Source organism: Gluconobacter sp. DsW_058 (genome assembly GCF_002153615.1).
Lineage (GTDB): Bacteria > Pseudomonadota > Alphaproteobacteria > Acetobacterales > Acetobacteraceae > Gluconobacter > Gluconobacter cerinus.
This window is the reverse complement of record NZ_JOPH01000004.1, coordinates 39749-55783: the sequence shown is the minus strand read 5'-3', so window position 1 is coordinate 55783 and position 16035 is coordinate 39749. Positions and strand designations below refer to the sequence as shown.

The 16035-nt window shown below is 56.8% G+C and carries 13 protein-coding genes; 5 read left to right on the top strand and 8 right to left on the bottom strand.

Features of this window, described 5'->3' with window-relative positions; translation table 11 throughout:
- Positions 1-13: 13 nt before the first annotated feature.
- From HK24_RS03055 to HK24_RS03040, 4 genes are all read right to left on the bottom strand, one after another.
- Entirely contained in the window at positions 14-1525 is a 1512-nt protein-coding gene (locus HK24_RS03055; protein WP_086633267.1) for an efflux transporter outer membrane subunit, read from the bottom strand.
- Positions 1522-4632 (bottom strand): efflux RND transporter permease subunit, encoded by a 3111-nt coding sequence (locus tag HK24_RS03050; protein WP_086633266.1) that lies wholly within the window; start codon positions 4630-4632, stop codon positions 1522-1524. The genes HK24_RS03055 and HK24_RS03050 overlap by 4 nt, the downstream gene beginning before the upstream one ends.
- A gap of 18 nt (positions 4633-4650) precedes the next feature.
- Complete coding sequence (locus HK24_RS03045) at positions 4651-5787, bottom strand: efflux RND transporter periplasmic adaptor subunit (RefSeq protein ID WP_086633265.1); 1137 nt, start codon at positions 5785-5787, stop codon at positions 4651-4653.
- A 276-nt stretch (positions 5788-6063) separates the two neighbouring features.
- Positions 6064-6849, bottom strand: coding sequence for an OmpW family protein (locus HK24_RS03040; protein WP_086633264.1), 786 nt, complete (start codon positions 6847-6849; stop codon positions 6064-6066).
- Between the two features lie 270 nt (positions 6850-7119).
- Here HK24_RS03040 and HK24_RS03035 point away from each other — a divergent pair, with 270 nt between their 5' ends.
- Together HK24_RS03035 and HK24_RS03030 are read left to right on the top strand one after the other, a co-directional pair.
- Positions 7120-7722 carry a Crp/Fnr family transcriptional regulator gene (locus HK24_RS03035; RefSeq protein WP_233126087.1) on the top strand — a complete coding sequence of 201 codons (603 nt, stop codon included), beginning with the start codon at positions 7120-7122 and terminating at the stop codon, positions 7720-7722.
- A gap of 76 nt (positions 7723-7798) precedes the next feature.
- Complete coding sequence (locus HK24_RS03030) at positions 7799-8245, top strand: hypothetical protein (RefSeq protein WP_086633317.1); 447 nt, start codon at positions 7799-7801, stop codon at positions 8243-8245.
- 44 nt (positions 8246-8289) lie between these two features.
- Here HK24_RS03030 and HK24_RS03025 read toward each other — a convergent pair whose 3' ends face one another.
- The 3 genes from HK24_RS03025 to HK24_RS03015 form a co-directional block, all read right to left on the bottom strand.
- Positions 8290-9741 (bottom strand): deoxyribodipyrimidine photo-lyase, encoded by a 1452-nt coding sequence (locus HK24_RS03025; RefSeq protein WP_086633263.1) that lies wholly within the window; start codon positions 9739-9741, stop codon positions 8290-8292.
- 78 nt (positions 9742-9819) lie between these two features.
- A complete protein-coding gene (locus tag HK24_RS03020) occupies positions 9820-10752 on the bottom strand; it encodes a hypothetical protein (RefSeq protein ID WP_086633262.1) in 933 nt (310 codons plus the stop codon).
- Between the two features lie 72 nt (positions 10753-10824).
- Positions 10825-11940: an energy transducer TonB gene (locus tag HK24_RS03015; RefSeq protein WP_086633261.1), complete on the bottom strand. Its 1116-nt coding sequence runs from the start codon at positions 11938-11940 to the stop codon at positions 10825-10827.
- Positions 11941-12137: 197 nt separating this feature from the next.
- Between HK24_RS03015 and HK24_RS03010 the strand changes: the two genes are divergently transcribed.
- Positions 12138-12788 carry a DNA-3-methyladenine glycosylase gene (locus HK24_RS03010; RefSeq protein ID WP_086633260.1) on the top strand — a complete coding sequence of 217 codons (651 nt, stop codon included), beginning with the start codon at positions 12138-12140 and terminating at the stop codon, positions 12786-12788.
- On the opposite strand, the gene HK24_RS03005 is transcribed toward HK24_RS03010, so the two are convergent.
- Positions 12785-13564: an alpha/beta fold hydrolase gene (locus HK24_RS03005; RefSeq protein WP_086633259.1), complete on the bottom strand. Its 780-nt coding sequence runs from the start codon at positions 13562-13564 to the stop codon at positions 12785-12787. The genes HK24_RS03010 and HK24_RS03005 overlap by 4 nt on opposite strands.
- Positions 13565-13695: 131 nt before the next feature.
- Here HK24_RS03005 and HK24_RS03000 point away from each other — a divergent pair, with 131 nt between their 5' ends.
- Together HK24_RS03000 and HK24_RS02995 are read left to right on the top strand one after the other, a co-directional pair.
- Positions 13696-15471 (top strand): chloride channel protein, encoded by a 1776-nt coding sequence (locus HK24_RS03000; protein WP_086633316.1) that lies wholly within the window; start codon positions 13696-13698, stop codon positions 15469-15471.
- Between the two features lie 65 nt (positions 15472-15536).
- Complete coding sequence (locus HK24_RS02995) at positions 15537-16004, top strand: RidA family protein (RefSeq protein WP_010503058.1); 468 nt, start codon at positions 15537-15539, stop codon at positions 16002-16004.
- Positions 16005-16035: the final 31 nt, after the last annotated feature.

Sequence of the window (16035 nt, the reverse complement as noted above, 5' to 3'; positions counted from 1 at the left end):
TTCGGTACAAAAATTACCAAGGTAGCAGAGACTTTCCGAGAGCTTTCTGTGCTTCAGGAGTCATCCCCAAGTCATTACGGTTCCACCAGCCGCCGCCAAGGGACTGGAACAGACCCACACTATCAGAGAACCTTGCGCCTTGGGCCTGAACATAGGCCAATCGCGCCTGAGCATGAGACTGCTGGGCTTGGAGCACCATCAGCTCACTGACATCTCCCAAGCGAAGCTGAGCCTGAGCAATCTTCAGACTCTTCCCCGTAGCAGTATAGGCACTCTCATTCGCCATCAGCGCATCAGCATCAAAGTCCAGTGCATGAAGGCTGTCTGCAACGTCCTGAATGGCACTCAGGACTGTGGCCTTATAGGTCTCGTTGGCCTGTAGTAGGTTGTCGCGTGCTTGTCGCTCGGCATGCAGCAGGGAGCCGCCCTGGAAGATTGGCTGCATGACAGTCGCAGCGATCGTCCAGTTTCCATATCCCGGCTTGAAGAAGTCGCTCATGGTCCCGACGGCCTGCCCTGGGAGGGCACTAAGCTGCACGTTGGGCAGGCGATTGGCGATCGCCACACCAATCTGCGCGCTTGCAGACTGGATCTGTGCCTGTGCCGCCCGAATATCCGGGCGTTGATTCAGAAGATCTGAGGGCAGGGAGACCGGCAATGTCTGCGGAAGTGTAAACTGTTCCAGCCTGAAGGTCGGCAGCGGAGTATTGGGTGCCACCCCAACCAGAACAGCTAACTGATCCCGGGTTTGAGCCAACTGAAGATTCAGAGAGGGAAGGGTAGCTTCAAGCTGCGCCACCGAAGCAAGCTGCGCCACCATGTCCTGCTCAGAAGCGTCTCCGAATTTTTGCCGGGCCGTAATCAGCTTGAGAGCCGATTTCTGGCTGGCAATCAGATCCTGTGTCGCTTCGATCTGCGCACGCAGCGTGGCCTCGTCAATTGTAGCGCTCACCAGATCAGAGATCAGGGTAAGAGCGGTAGCTTCAAGCTGAAATTTCTGAATTTCGGCCTGCGCGCCCGCCGCCTCAATTGCCCGTCGTGTTCCACCCCAGAGATCCGGAACATATCCGATCGTCAACTGAGCGGTATGAACATTATACAGCCAGGTGTTGTTGTTCGGAACCGGAGAGTAGACGCGTGAGGTCTTATTGCGTGTTGGGTTGAAAGAGGCCGAGATCGTCGGATACAGACCCGCCCCTTCAATCCGCCGTTGCTCCCATGCAGACTTCAACCCTGTCTGCATGGCTTTCATGGACTGGTTGTTGGCCAGAGCCTGTTCAACAAGCGTATTGAGTTGCGGGTTGCGGAAGGCTTCCCACCACTTTCCAGGAATGTCCACGCCACTCTGGAAGTGTTGAGCCACTCCTGTCCCGCTTGGGGCATTGCCAACCGTCCCGGCGAGCGGCGTAGCTTGATAGTTCACATCCTTTGGAAGGTCCGGACGATGAAAGTCTGGACCGACTGCGCAGGCTGATATCAGAACCGACCCTAGAAGGGCGGTCGTATTTTTAAGAACCCGCTTCATGTCGGGGCTCCATTCTCTTCAGACAGGCGCGGACGACGGGCATCCCGACGCTCCACCCACATTTCAAGCTCGCTGAAATAGACGGGCAATGCAAAGAGGGTCAGCAGTGTGGCAATCCCAAGCCCACCTACGACGACTGTTGCAAGCCCACGCTGCACGTCCGTGCCAACGCCGGTTGCCAGTGCCGCCGGGAGCATGCCGGCGCTTGCAACGGTTGCCGTCATCAGAACCGGACGGAAACGCTCACCAGCACCAATGATCGTGGCATCCCGTACAGAACGGCCTTCGGAGCGATGTCGGTTGATGCTTGAGATCATGATGATGCCGTTCTGCACCGCTACACCGAAAAGGGCGATAAAGCCCACAGCTGTAGCGATATTCAGGGTCTCTCCACGCACATGCAGCGCAATCAGGCCACCCAGCGTCGCGAGCGGAACAACGCTTAGAATGAGCAGTGCCTGGCGAATTTTACCGAACTCGATGAACAGCAGCACCAGCATCATGGCAAACATGACGGCCAGAGCAACGGCAAGACGCTTCTGTGCGCGTTCCTGCTGCTGGAATGTGCCTGCCCATTCCAAAGTGTACTTCTGCTTGTCGTAATGTACGGACTGTTCAATGCGGGCCTGCGCATCAGCAAGGTACTGTGACAGCGGGCGTTCGCCATTATCGACACGGATAGTGATCTGACGATGGCTCAGCTCATGGGCAATATTGCTTTCACCCATGCGCAGGTTCACGCGGGCCACCTGAGACAGTGGAACGTAGGCTCCCTGCGCCGTCAGGAGAGGAAACTGCGACAGGCTTTGCAGGTCCTGTGCATCCTTGCGAGGGATACGCAGTGTAGCATTGTAGAAGCGGTCATCCTCATACACCGTGGAAATTGGTGCATCACCGATCGCATAGGACACAGCATCTGAAATGTCAGAAATGTTGATGCCATAGCGCGCTGCCGCCAGACGGTCAGCCGTGACATCAATCTGTGGAATGCGTGGTTCCTGGAAAATGGAAGCTTCCGTCGTTCCTGGAACCTGATGCAGCACATCGACAATCTGCTGGCCAACGCGACGCAGCTCTTCGAAGTCATTTCCATAAACGCGAAGCACGAGCGGGCTATGCGCACCACCAACCAGATCGCTCATGTTGTCTTCGATCGGCTGGCTGATGCCAAATTCGATGCCCGGAATTTTCAACAACCGTGCATGCAGACGCTGAACGAACTGGGCTTTTGTCTCACCTGATGGCCACTGGTCATAGGATTTCAGGCCAACCGGCATCTCGATATGAGACGGCGTCCAAGGATCAGTACCGTCGTCGGAGCGACCAAGCTGTGTGATGGCATAGGAGGTTTCCGGAAATTCCCGAACGGCGCTTCGAAGTTCGTTGGCGATCTGCTCGCCTTTTTCCATTGAAATTCCGGTCGGCATCTGCACCTGCAACCACAGGGCGCCTTCATCGAGATCGGGAAGGAACTCTCTGCCAATGCTGATTCCAAGAAACACGACGGCCACGAGGGCACCAAGACCAGCGCCATAAGCAATCAGCGGGCGATCAATGAAATGGCCAAGCCAGTGGATGTAGCGCCCATGGAGCCACTCCAGCGGACGATTATGCCAGATATGACGTGGCTTGCGGAGCGCAAGAAAGCTGAGAGACGGAATCAGCGCCAGAGCACACAGCAGGGCACCCAGCAGAGCGAAGCTGACAGTATAAGCCATTGGCCGGAACAGCTTCCCCTCACTTCCTTCAAAAGCAAAGAGCGGGCTGTAAGCGAGAATAATGACGAGTGTTGAGGAGAAGATGGCATGACCTGCCCGCTTCGCGACGGTCAGTACTTCTTGGGCATTCAGAGCTTCGGTCGGTCGTTCTTCTCTAACACGCAGGATCGTCTCGGTAATGACGATGGCACCATCGACAATCACACCGAAATCGACCGCACCCAGCGAGAACAAATTCGCTGACATGCCGAGGAAATGCATCAGGGTGAAGACAACTGACAGCGCCAGTGGAATGGTAATGGCCGTGACAATCGCACTGCGGGGGCTTCCCAGAAACAGCGTCAGGATTACGCCTACAAGGAGAATACCCTCAATCATGGTCTCCGTGACCTTGTGGGTCGTGGAAAGAACCAGATTGTCGCGATCAATATAGGGAACGACGCGGATGTGCTGAGGGGCGAGCTGTGTCTGAAGCTTCGCAACCGTCTGGTGCAGGTTTTCCAGCACTACAGACGGATTCTCACCACTCAGCATGGTGACCACACCCTCGATGGTATCGGGGTTATGGTCCTTGCCTAGAATACCCTCGCGTACCTGATGCCCGAACTGGATGGTGCCCAGATCACGCACCAGAACAGGCACGCCATCGCGCTGGGCAACGACAATATTACCCATGTCCTCAAGGGAGTGGATCATGCCTACACCGCGGACGATATAGGACTGCTCGCCTCGCGTGACCCGACCACCACCTGCGTTGATATTGTTGTTCCGGATCGCGGACAGAATATCTTCCAGGCCGATGTGATAGCGGAACAGGGAGGAAGGCTTGAGAACGAGCTGATATTCTCGCGTGAAGCCGCCAAAATTATTGACGCTCACAACACCAGGAACGTGCAAAATTGCCGGAATAACCGTCCATTTCTGGACGTCCGACAGTTGCATCAGGTTTTTGTCGTCTGATTCCAGCGTATAGCGATAGATTTCGCCCGTTGGGCCAGAAATTGGTCCCAGAGAAGGCTGTGCACCATTGGATAGTGGATTGCTGGCAAGAATGGTTTCAACCTGCTGCCGGGCCCAGAACACATCCGTCCCATCCCGGAAAATCAACGTGATGAGGGAGAGCCCGAATGTGCTGGTAGAGCGACTGTCCGAAACACCGGGAACGCTCGCAAGCATGCGCTCCAGAGGAATCGTGACCTGCTGCTCCATTTCCTCAGCAGCCAAACCGGACTGCTGGGTCGTCACAAGAACGCTGACAGACCCAAGGTCCGGATAGGCTTCAACAGGCAGGATACGCCACGCAATGCTTCCCATGACGGCAAGCAGAACGGCGGCAAAGAAGACGATGTTCCGGCGCACGAAGCACCAGGAGATAAAACGTTCGATCATGATGGCTGGCCCGTCCGGTCAGTCGTCGTTCAGCAGGATGGCGCCGCTGGTCACAACACGCTCACCCGCTGACAAGCCGGAGAGAACAAGCACATCGTCACCTTCATCATAATTGATGGTGACTTCACGCCTACGAAAAGTGCCCGGAGCAACCTCAACGAAAACTGAAACCTGATCGTTGTTCATCAGCAGCGCGGATTTCGGTACCCGAACAACATCGTTTTCCGAAACACCCAGGTTGGCTGAAGCAAACATGCCGGGACGCAGTAAACCTTCCGTATTCGGGCAGACAATATAAACGTTGAGGCGCCGTGTATCAGGCTTCAATGCAGGGTCTCGTGTTGCAACTGGACCGGAACATGTCTGCCCGGGGAGGGCAGGGAATGTGACATCCAGCGTCGCGCCACCTGTGATGTCAGACATGCGGCTTTCCGGAACGGCAGCAGCGACCCATACGGAAGAGAGGTCCAGCAGTGTCATCTGAATGGCCGTTGAGTCTGTGATGTTCTGTCCCACAGCCATGTTGGTTGCTGAGACGACACCATCCACGGGCGAGACCAGCGGCACCTGCCCCTGCGCAGCGTAATCAGAGCGTGCGCCCAGAACCTGCAGGCGCTGATGTGTTCTCAGAGCTTCCGCTTCTGCCTGAGCCAGATCATTGCGTGCAGATTCAAGATCTTTCACGGCATTTCCGCCCGCAGCCAGAACGCCGCGTGCACGGTCATAGGCACGCTTGGAGAAATCCAGTGCAGCACGCGCACGACGATCGTCAGCCCAGGCCTGATCCAGATCGCTGGCTGCAATTGTCGCTAGCACCTGCCCACGTGAAACATGCTGGCCGAGCTGAACGGCGACACTCATGATCCGGCCAGTTGCTGGCGCCAGCACATTGACCTGATGATCAGGCAGAGCAACGACCTGCGCCGGCAGGGCCACTCCAGCGGTATCATGCGACAGGGAAACCGGAGCGACCACGAGGCGTTTCTGCAAAGGGCTGCCATCCCGCAAGACGAGACTACCATTCTGCCGTGCAAACATCGGTTGCTCGGGGGTAGCCGCGTGAGGCGGAGCGAAGAAATAGGTTCTCAAGAAAAGAACAAGGAAAACCAGACCCAGCAGGCCGAGAGCCAGAGCGCTGGCGCGCGCAACACGCATACTTTTTGAAAACCCCGTATCTGCCAGACGACCAATGCCGCAAATGCGGCAGAAGCATAAACCGCCCTGCTATTCCTGAACCCCGACGATTTCATGGCAATCGCTACGTGACATAATCATCGGCAGCATCACTAGAAGCTGAAAACTCGGATTTTCTAAAGGCTTCCCGCAACATATTGCAAAAATTTTATCGTTTTGACCCAAAAATTACATAAAAAAAGCAGTTCACCCCGTGAAGGATGAACTGCTTTTTAGATCTTGAACCGCAGGAACGGATCAGAAGCGGTATTCGATACCAGCGGCTACCGTGGTCGGGTTCAGGCTGTCACGCGCGTGAATGTATGGGCCAGAAGCGCCACCGCGTTCGTTGACGAATGCCGGAACGGACAGCCACATCTGCTTGGCGTCAAAGTTGAAGAACCAGTTGCCTACGAGCTGGTAATCGAAACCAACGTTGGCTGCCGGACCAACCGTGGTGCGCAGATCAAGCTTCTGAACTGCTCCGCCTGCCGGGCTGATGTTGTGGAAGAATGCCAGTGTCAGACCTACACCTGCATAAGGGTTGAAGCGCTTGTGCGGGCGGAAGTGCCAGGCCAGCGTCAGTGTCGGCGGCAGAACCCACGTGCTACCCAGATCAACCTTGCCGAGAGCTGTGTCTTCAGCGGCAAGCTCATGACGTGTGCTGGCTGCGATCAGATCCAGAGAGATATGATCTGTAAAGAAATACTCAAACGTGAATTCAGGAGCCACCTGGTTGGTTGCCTTGACGCGACCACCGATCACCTTCACGCGGGACGATGTATCCTGCGGAAGAACACCAAGAGCAGACAGACGGATCAGGAAGTCGCCCTTGCCCAGGCCGATCTTCGTGTTCGCACAGGTCTCGAACAGGCCGCAGTGCCCGGATGACGGCGGTGCAATGTTGACCTGTGGCACAGGAGCTGCCGTCATGGGAGCGGAAACAGTGGCCTGAGGAGCAACGACAGGAGCTGTCGTCTGAGCGAAGGCAGGAGATGCCACCAGGCCTAGGGCAGCGACCAGCGCAAGAGCTGAAGTCTTCATATTAAAGGGTTTCCATCAACAATAGTTGACCTCACAAAGCACTCCTCCCCATGCCTCACCTTGACCTGGATCAAGTCTGGGGAATTATGTGCTATGGGTGTGGCGGCACAGCAAATGTTACAGGCCGGGAGAGTTCCAATCATCATGACATCAACGCGTATCCCGGACGAAATCCACGATCGCTGTGCTCATTGCATTGGTCGCGAACACAGTATCTGTAATGCGATTGACGATTGTGATCTTGCTATACTTGCCAGTGAGTCTTCAAAAATGACTATTCCGGATGGACGGTCATTTATAGAGGAGGGCGAGCCAGCCCACGATTTTTTCGTTGTGACTGGTGGCCGCGTCAAACTGTTCACACTTCTTCCAGACGGGCGTCGTCAGATTACCGGTTTTGCTGAAGGTGGAGATTTCCTGGGGCTTGCAGCGTCCACGAGCTATGCATTTGGTGCAGAGGCGCTCGGCACTGCGGTTCTGTGTCGTTTTCCCCATGCGTCCATGCAGCGACTCACAAGTCGCTTTCCCAATCTGGAGCATCGACTGCGGCAGGAAGCGTCGCGTGAACTGACCCTGATGCAGGCACGCATGACGTTGCTGGGCCGAAAGACGGCACGCGAGCGTCTTGCCACATTCCTGATGGAACGTGCGCGCCTGCTCTCCGCGCCAGTACCGGAGCCTCATGCGCCGATTGAACTTGATCTGCCCATGCCGCGAACCGATATCGCTGATTATCTCGGATTGACTATTGAAACAGTCAGCCGTGTTCTGAGTGCCTTTAAACGGGAAGGTCTCATAAGCATTCGCGGCATCACTCACATTACAATCATGCAACCTGACCGCATTGCAGCAATTGCGGAAGGCCTTGAATAAAGACTGATTTGTCGGGAAGCCACATTCCCGCCATGAAATGCTGATGTCTTCCCGCAAGACGACTACAGGAGATTTCATGACAAACCGTATTTTCTTTCGTTCGCTTCTTGCTGTCAGCCTGCTGACCGGTTCTGTTTCAGTGGCTTCCAGCGCTTACGCTGCTGACCCGGCTGCTGCCACGCAGAGCACACAGAACGATTTTCTCGGTAACCTTTCCCGGAAAGAAGACAATCTCAACAACCGCGTAAAGAATTACCAGACGCAGTCGGCTGCTTCCCAGGCTGAGCGCACACAGAAGATTCAGGCTCTCAAGAGCCAGTACACGAATGCTCCGGCTAACGAAAAAGCCAACATTCAGAACAAGATCAACAACGAGCGTGACAAGCTGAACACGGCTCGTACCGCCCAGACGGAAAAGGTTCAGAAGCTGCGCAATGCGCCGCAGGAGCAGAAGAACCGTCTGAATGCGCTTGGCAAGAAAAGCCGTAGCGATGCGACGAACTTTCTGAATGGCGGTCTCTGAGACAGCCTTGCCAGCCGGAGTAATCCGGCTGGTATCTTGTTAGGTTACAGAGAGCGAAACGCTTTCATAGCGCGGTCCCGACCGTCCTGAAGCTCGACAATCGGACGTGGGTATGTCTTTCCCAGAATGATGCCGGCGTGGCGCAGTTCATCTTCCCGCGCGCTCCAAGGCTCGAGCAGTGCCTTTCCTGAGAGCTTTTTCAGCTCGGGCACCCATTGACGGATATAATCGCCGTCAGGATCAAATTTCACACCCTGTCTGGTCGGATTAAAAATCCGGAAGAACGGCGCGGCATCAATGCCCGTTCCCGCAACCCACTGCCAGTTCATGGCATTGCTTGCCCAATCCGCGTCCACCAAAGTGTCACGGAACCAGGCTTCCCCCTCACGCCAGTCAATCAGCAGATGCTTCGTCAAAAATGATCCGACGATCATTCTCGCCCGATTATGCATCCATCCTGTCACCCAGAGCTGCCGCATGCCAGCATCCACAACAGGAATGCCGGTACGTCCCTGTTGCCACGCTTCCAAATCTGGCTGGCTCGAGCGCCACGACATGGATGAAAATTTCTGATTTAGGCTAGTCTTGGGCAGAAGAGGTTGATGAAAAAGGGTGTATTTCGCGAACTCTCGCCACCCGATTTCGGAGAGAAAAATTCTCGCGCCTTCTTCGGAAGCCCCTTTATGCTGAATCGCGGCCCAGACCTGCCGCGGAGAGACCGCCCCGGACGCCAGATAAGGGGACAGGCGCGAAGTTCCTTCACGCCCTAGCTCGTCCCGGCCGGTTCCATAGCGGGTACAATCATGCTTCAGGAAGTCCTCCAGATGCTCCTGTCCCTCTCTTTCTCCTGGCTCCCAGTTAGACCGCAACCCGGCGGCGCAGTCAGGCTGGGTGGGAAGGAGAATCTTCTCATCGAGATGATGATCTGCAAGCAGGTCGCTCTCAATAGGGTAGAACGACAGATGGGACGGCGCATCTACAGGATCGGGAACATCCTGAAGCTGAAACGCTTTCCAGAAAGCTGTGAAAACACGGTAGAATTTTTCTTCTTTCGTGCGAACCCGCTGAGGATCCAGCAGGACAGTTCCCCAGTCTGCCGTCACAGAGACACCGTTTTTACTGAGCGTATCAGCAATACGGTCGTCCTGTTCCCGCTCTTTGGCATGAAACCGGTGATGCCAGAAAACGCAGTTAGCGCCGGTTTCTTTTGCAAGCGCCGGGATCAGCGTCTCTGCGGAGCCATGAAGCGTCAGGAGCGTTCCATGGTGTTGAGCCAGAGATTTTCTTAGCTCGGCCAGTGCGCCATGAAGCCACCACCGGGATGCCGCTCCCAGACGGTGGAGTGCAGGTGTCTCATCATCAAGAACGTAAACGCAGATCAGCGGTCGCCCGGTTTCCACAGCAGCCTGTAGGGCGGGGTGATCAGCAAGGCGAAGGTCATCCCTGAACCAGACAATGATAGGGGATTCTTTAGTTTGTGACGCGCGGGCAAGCATTCGGCTCTCTTTCCGAGGGCATGAAGGGCAGAGGATGAAAACCTCGAAAACAGGGCTCACAGAATGCGTGAGCTGAAATTAAGCGTGCTTTGCGTCAGATGGTTTCACAGTTTGTGTCGACGCGGGCAGCGGCTTGTGCTCCCGGCCAGAATAATTGGTGATGATGGTCCGTACAGCGCCTGCGGCTTCTTCAGCAGCCATGATCGCCGTGTCGCCCCATGCATTATCCAGTGAATGAGCCGGAACATCGTGAAGCTGTGTTGCTGCCCCGGCTTCCTTGCCGTCTGGTGCGATGACATGCCAGACGATTTCGATGTGCTGCATCAAAGTTTTATCGACTGTCCCCGCAGTTGTGACCTTCACGACGCCCTGAACCGTAAAATCCGCGTTCTTGGCGTTAGTCTGCACAGAGTTCGTCTTGTCAGGCAGCGAGGCATAGAACGCCCGAGCTAGAGAGGTATTTCCGTCGCCTGGCGCTCCTTTAACGCCTTCAAAATAAATATGAGCAGCTCGGCGCATAAGGCTGTGAGGGTCCTGCTGCATCATATCTGCCTGGATACCTGTCAGGAGATTGGCCAGTTCCGGAGCCTCCTGCATTGCGGCGCCCTTAATGGCCAACGGATCTCCCGCACTCCAGCCTGCCATATCAACCGGTGCGCCATCGCCTTCAGCGCGGGCTTTCCCCTCAGGCGTCATGATGACGTAGTGCGGCACCACCGCCCCGTTGCGTGTGCTTGCGCTCAGTTTCAGCCACCAGTCCCCAGGCTTTTTCGGCTGGGCAATAGCCGGCACCGATTGTGCCACCATGGCTTCCGCAACGTCATGAGCCCAAAGTTTCGCAGCATCATCGGACAACAGGGACTCAGAAGATGTCGGAACGGCCAGTCGGGCAGGAGGCAGGTTTGCCGTTGCGAGCTGTCGGGCCTGTTGTCCTGGGTCCGAGAAAGGGCGGGGCATGCTGAAGCAGCCAGCCAGACAGAGGGGCAGCAGAACAGGCAGGAAACGGCGCATCAGGGCTCCGGAACAGTGATAAAGAGATCGGCGAAGTGTAAGGGATCACTTCGCCGATGTCGAAACTGCGGATCAGCGGCGGATCAGAATGTAATTGATCGTCACATCGATATCGAAGTGATCGCCCTTCATGTCCGGCGGCACTGGCGGCAGTTTGGCCCCCTGGAACATACCCGTCGTGGCAGCATCCAGTGAGTAGGAGCCGGACTGGCCCGTCAGCCGGACTGTTTTGACGTGCCCGAATCTGTCCAGAACAACATGGACAGAAGACGGACCATCCTCTCCGGCGCGGGCGGCATCTTCCGGATAATACATGTGAGACCGGATCCAACGATCAATCTCGCTGCCGTAATCTTCACTGACGCCCTTCACGCTGGTGCGTGTCTGATAAGGCGCGTTAATGGCGCCATTCATGCTGAGCGGCCCCAGTGACATGTCAATCGGTCCGCCCGATCCCGCTGCGCGTCCACGGCGATGGCGATAGGGCGATGGCTGTTCACCGAAGGACAGATCCATCGGATGGGCGAACGGATTGTTGTTCTGTGACCGGTTCGAGCGATGGGCACGATGACTGTGCGACGTTGTCTGTGTGCTTCTCTGGCTGGGTGCGGCGCCCGGCGTAACCTGCTGAGATGGCGTGGTCTTGGGAAGCTCGGACGACGACTCTTCGGGCACCGGCGGGGCCGACGGCGTTTCAGGCGTCGGTACGGCAGGTGTTGGCGCAGATTGCTGTTGCTCTGGCTGCTGCTGTTCCTGCTGGGTTTCTTCCTGGCTCTGGGTAGGCGGTGGTGGCGGAGCGCCCCCCTGATCATTGGCGCGCGGTCCCTGCATGCTGCTTTTTGAGGGAGGCTGGTCAAAAACCATCTCAACCTGCGGCTGCTCGCTTCCTGCAGGTGAACCATGCACGCCCTGATGCTGCGTAAGCAGCAGGGCCAGGACTGCCGCATGAAGGCCAGCAGAAATGCAGAACGGAACAATAGGCCCCGGTTCCACAATGGTCTGTGGACGCATCATGGGCGTCAGGACGGGACGAACCGGGCTTTTCGCAGGTGGGACATAATCCTTCAGTCGGGACCGGAATCCCTTCGGTGACTGAAGATGTGCATTCACAGGGCGTAAGGACGCAGCGAACAGCTTTGGCTCGCGACGCTCCACCTTGCCATTGGCAGACGGCATTTTCCCGCTCATACGTTGCGGGCCTGCTCAAAAGAGGAAAGGTGGCGGCAAGTCATCGCCAGGCTTTATGCACCAGGGCGGGCGGGTTCGTCATCCGGCAGGCTGGTATCCGGTCTGGGGGTGGGCATTGCGTCTGTCACTATCATGGCAGTAATGGGCAGTTCACGAAAGAGACAAAGCGCCATGTTCCTGGCAGGAAAGACAGCTTCATGACAGACAGTCTCATATCGTGTCTTTCCGTTGATCCGGATGTTGCAGCCGCAGTCCGCAGGATTGGTCCATGTCGCCTTCAGGGAAGAGGCGATCAGGAGCCATATGACGCCCTCCTCCGTGCCATCGCCGGGCAGCAGCTTCATGGTGTGGCTGCGCGCCGTATCTTTGGGCGGTTATGCCTTCTTGGCCCTGAGGCGTCCGAGGATGGTACGCCTCCATCGCCTGATGCCCTTCTTGCTTTGTCCGAAGATGCTCTGCGTGCCTGCGGCCTGTCTGCCAGCAAGCAGAGTGCCATGCGGAGCGTTGCGCAGGCTCGCTTGGATGGACTTGTGCCAAGCCGACAAGACGCTGATGCACTGGAAGACGAGGACCTGATCCAGCGGCTGATTACCCTTCGTGGTGTCGGACGATGGACCGTTGAGATGCTGCTGATGCTGACGTTGAACCGGCCCGATGTGATGCCGGTGGATGACTTTGGTGTCCGGGAAGGCTGGCGCCGGATTAAAGTGCTGGACATTGCTCCGAAGCCCAAAGCCCTGAAAATTGAAACGCTTCCCTTTTCCCCACATCGCTCCGCGCTGGCCTGGTATTGCTGGCGCGTGGCGGAAGAAGGGCGAAAAACTGCTCCCAACGTGTTGACGGGTTAGGCTGGGGAGTTGGCCGGTTCGTTGAGGAACGCCATCATTTCAGCAATGAAAGGGCGCGGCTGCTCCGCATGCAGCCAGTGACCTGCGCCATCCAGAGTTTGTATCTGGGCATGAGGAAACAGTGCCATGATCAGGGGATGGTGCTCCGGCCTGACATAATCGGAATTGCCACCGCGAAGGAACAGAGCAGGCCCTTCATAAGGAATAGCCTGAATTTCAGGCCAATCTTCGATCAGACGTATTCCGTGCGTAATGTCATCAAATCCAATGGCCCAGCCCGGCGTGCCGTCGAGGCGAACATTCTGAGCCATCAGTTCCGCGACGGCTCTGCTGCCTGTGACGGGTTCCAGCAAGTCCAGCGCGCCACTCCGGGTCAGGTCTGGCGGAAACGTGATGGCATCCAGCCGGGCAATCATGTCGCCATGGCCCTGCTGGGTCCGCGCGGGGGCCATATCAGCGACCATCAGGCGGACTACACGGTCTGGCTCTGCCAGAGCGAGCATCATTGCAACCTTTCCACCCATGGAATGTCCGACGACCGAAAAAGAATCGATCCTGAGATCATCAAGGGTTTCCAGCACATCCTGCGCCATCGCAGCGTAGCTAACGGGGCCATGCGGACTGTCTCCGTGATTACGAAGGTCCAGGGCAATCGTCCGAAATGTCTGGGCTGCCTCACGCTGAAGAAAACCAAGATTCCGGGCGCGTCCAAACAGTCCATGCAGGAAAACGACCGTTTCCTGTCCGTCCCCGCGTTCGATGGCGTTGAGTTTCATGCATGATCCTTCCATGACAGCGGTTGATCGCAAGCAGCGTTCCAGCCAAACAGAACTACACCTGCCGCCGGGGAGACCTCTTGTCCACCAGTCCCACCCGTAACGAATTGCGTTTTCGCGTGAGTCGCCATCTGCGCGAGCTCCTTCGTCACCCCACTCAGGCTCCCGTGACGCTGCGTGCGATGGTGCGCGCTGACGAGATCTGGCTGACTGTTCTGGCTGCCGTGGTCGGGGGACTATCCGGGCTGTGTGTTGTGATTGTTACAACCGTCACCCTGTTTCTTCACAGCGCACTATTCGGTCGCGGGAACACTGTGGACGGTCACCTTTCCGGCCTGACATGGCTTCCTCCATGGCGTCTCCTCCTCGTCCTGACACTGGGCGGCCTTGTCCTTGGAATATTCGGTGCGGTGGTTGCAAAAGTTATGCCACGCCGCCCGGTCGATCCCATTGAAGCCAATGCTCTGCATGGTGGTCGCATGTCTGTGCGAGACAGCACGATCGTTGCGCTTCAAACGATCCTGTCCAATGGCATAGGGGGCTCCATCGGCCTCGAAGCAGGCTTTACACAGATTGCCTCTGCTCTTGGGTCCCGCATTGGCCAGTCTTTCCGGGTCCGTCGTGAAGATTTACGCGTTCTGGTGGGCGCGGCTGCTGGCGCGGCGATCGGTGCGGCATTCAACGCGCCCGTGGCGGGAGCCTTTTACGCCTTTGAACTTGTGATCGGCTCTTACTCTCTCGTCAGTCTGTCACCCGTCGCTGTTGCCGCTCTTGCCGGTGTGGGTGTGGCGCATCTGTTCGGTCACATGCCTGCCGCGGTTGTGATTGCAGACCCGGGGACTTTGACGTGGGATGGGAGTGTCAGTGTTGTTGTCATCAGCATTCTGTCTGCTCTAACCGCCATCGGCGTCATGTATTGTGTGACCCAGACCGAGGTTCTGTTTCGCAAGCTCCCTGGCCCCGTGTGGCTGAAGCCTGCTGTCGGCGGAATGATGGTTGGTGGATTAGCAGTCATTCACCCATCAGTCCTGTCGGCGGGACATGACGCCATGCGAGTGGTTTTTGCGGGATGGATTACGCCCCGTCTGGCTCTCGGCCTGCTGATACTGAAAGCGCTGGCCTCCTGCATTTCCATCGGCTCCGGATTTCGCGGAGGCTTGTTCTTTGCATCTCTGTACCTCGGTAGCCTTGCCGGGACAGTGTATGGCGCGCTGCTTGAATGGATCGGCTTGGCGCCAGTGTCCCTGACGGCTTGTGCTTTGATTGGCATGAGCGCCATGGCCGTGGCCATCATCGGTAGTCCCATGACCATGGTGTGCCTGCTTCTGGAACTGACAGGCAGTATTTCCATGAGTGGGGCAACATTCGTGGCTGCTGTTTTGTCGCTCCTCACTGTGAGACGTCTGTTCGGCTACAGCTTCGCCACATGGCGCTTTCATCTGCGCGGTGAATCCATTCGCTCTGCCGTGGATATCGGGTGGATGCGCTCTCTGAACGTTCGGCGCATGATGCGTGGACAGGTGCGAACCATCTCGTCTGACACCCCCCTGAACCGGGCACAGGCTCTGTTTCCTTTGGGCTCCGCGCAGAGAATTGTCTTGCTGGATCGGGATAGCCGCTATGTGGGAATGGTTAATGTGGCAGAGCTCCAGGCCGTTCCCGCGGCCTCAACGCCCGTGCAGAGCCTCGCCCATTTCGAAAACGCCATGTTGACGCCTCTGCTGACAGTTCGTGAAGCCGTGGAACTGTTCGAACGGGCAGAAGCTGATGCTCTCGTTGTCGTGGAAGACCTTCAGTCCCGTCAGGTAGTTGGTATCCTGACGGAACAGCACGCTCTGCGTCGCTATGCCGAAGAGCTTGAGCGCAGTCGCCGAACACTTGCAGGCGAAGAGGGATCAGCCGTGTGACGGTTCACCCTTGGCATCGACGCCCATGCGCTTCAACATAATAGTCCATTCACAGGAGAACACTCATGTCCAACACCCCTGAAGATCGTCTCGCCGCCCTTGAAATCACACTGCCGGAAGCTGCTGCACCGGTTGCCAATTACGTCACGACTGTCCTGACAGGCAATCTGCTGGTCGTCTCGGGTCAGCTTCCTCTCGTGGATGGCAAGCTGCTCATTACCGGCAAGCTGGGCGACGAAGTCTCGAATCATGCAGGTGTAGCCTGTGCACGCGCATGCCTCATCAACGTCATTTCCCAGGCCAAGGCTGCTCTGGGCGGTGATCTGTCCCGCATCAAGCGGGTTGTGCGTCTCGGTGGTTTCATTGCCTGCACACCGGAATTCACGGAACATGCTGTTGTCATGAATGGTGCGTCTGATCTCGCGGTTGAAGTCTTCGGAGATGCAGGTCGTCATGCCCGCTCCACAATTGGCGTTCCAAGCCTGCCAGTGAATGCACCGGTTGAAGTGGAAGCCCTGTTCGAAGTCGTCTGATTTCACCGGACTGGATGGGCTTCTTGCCCAT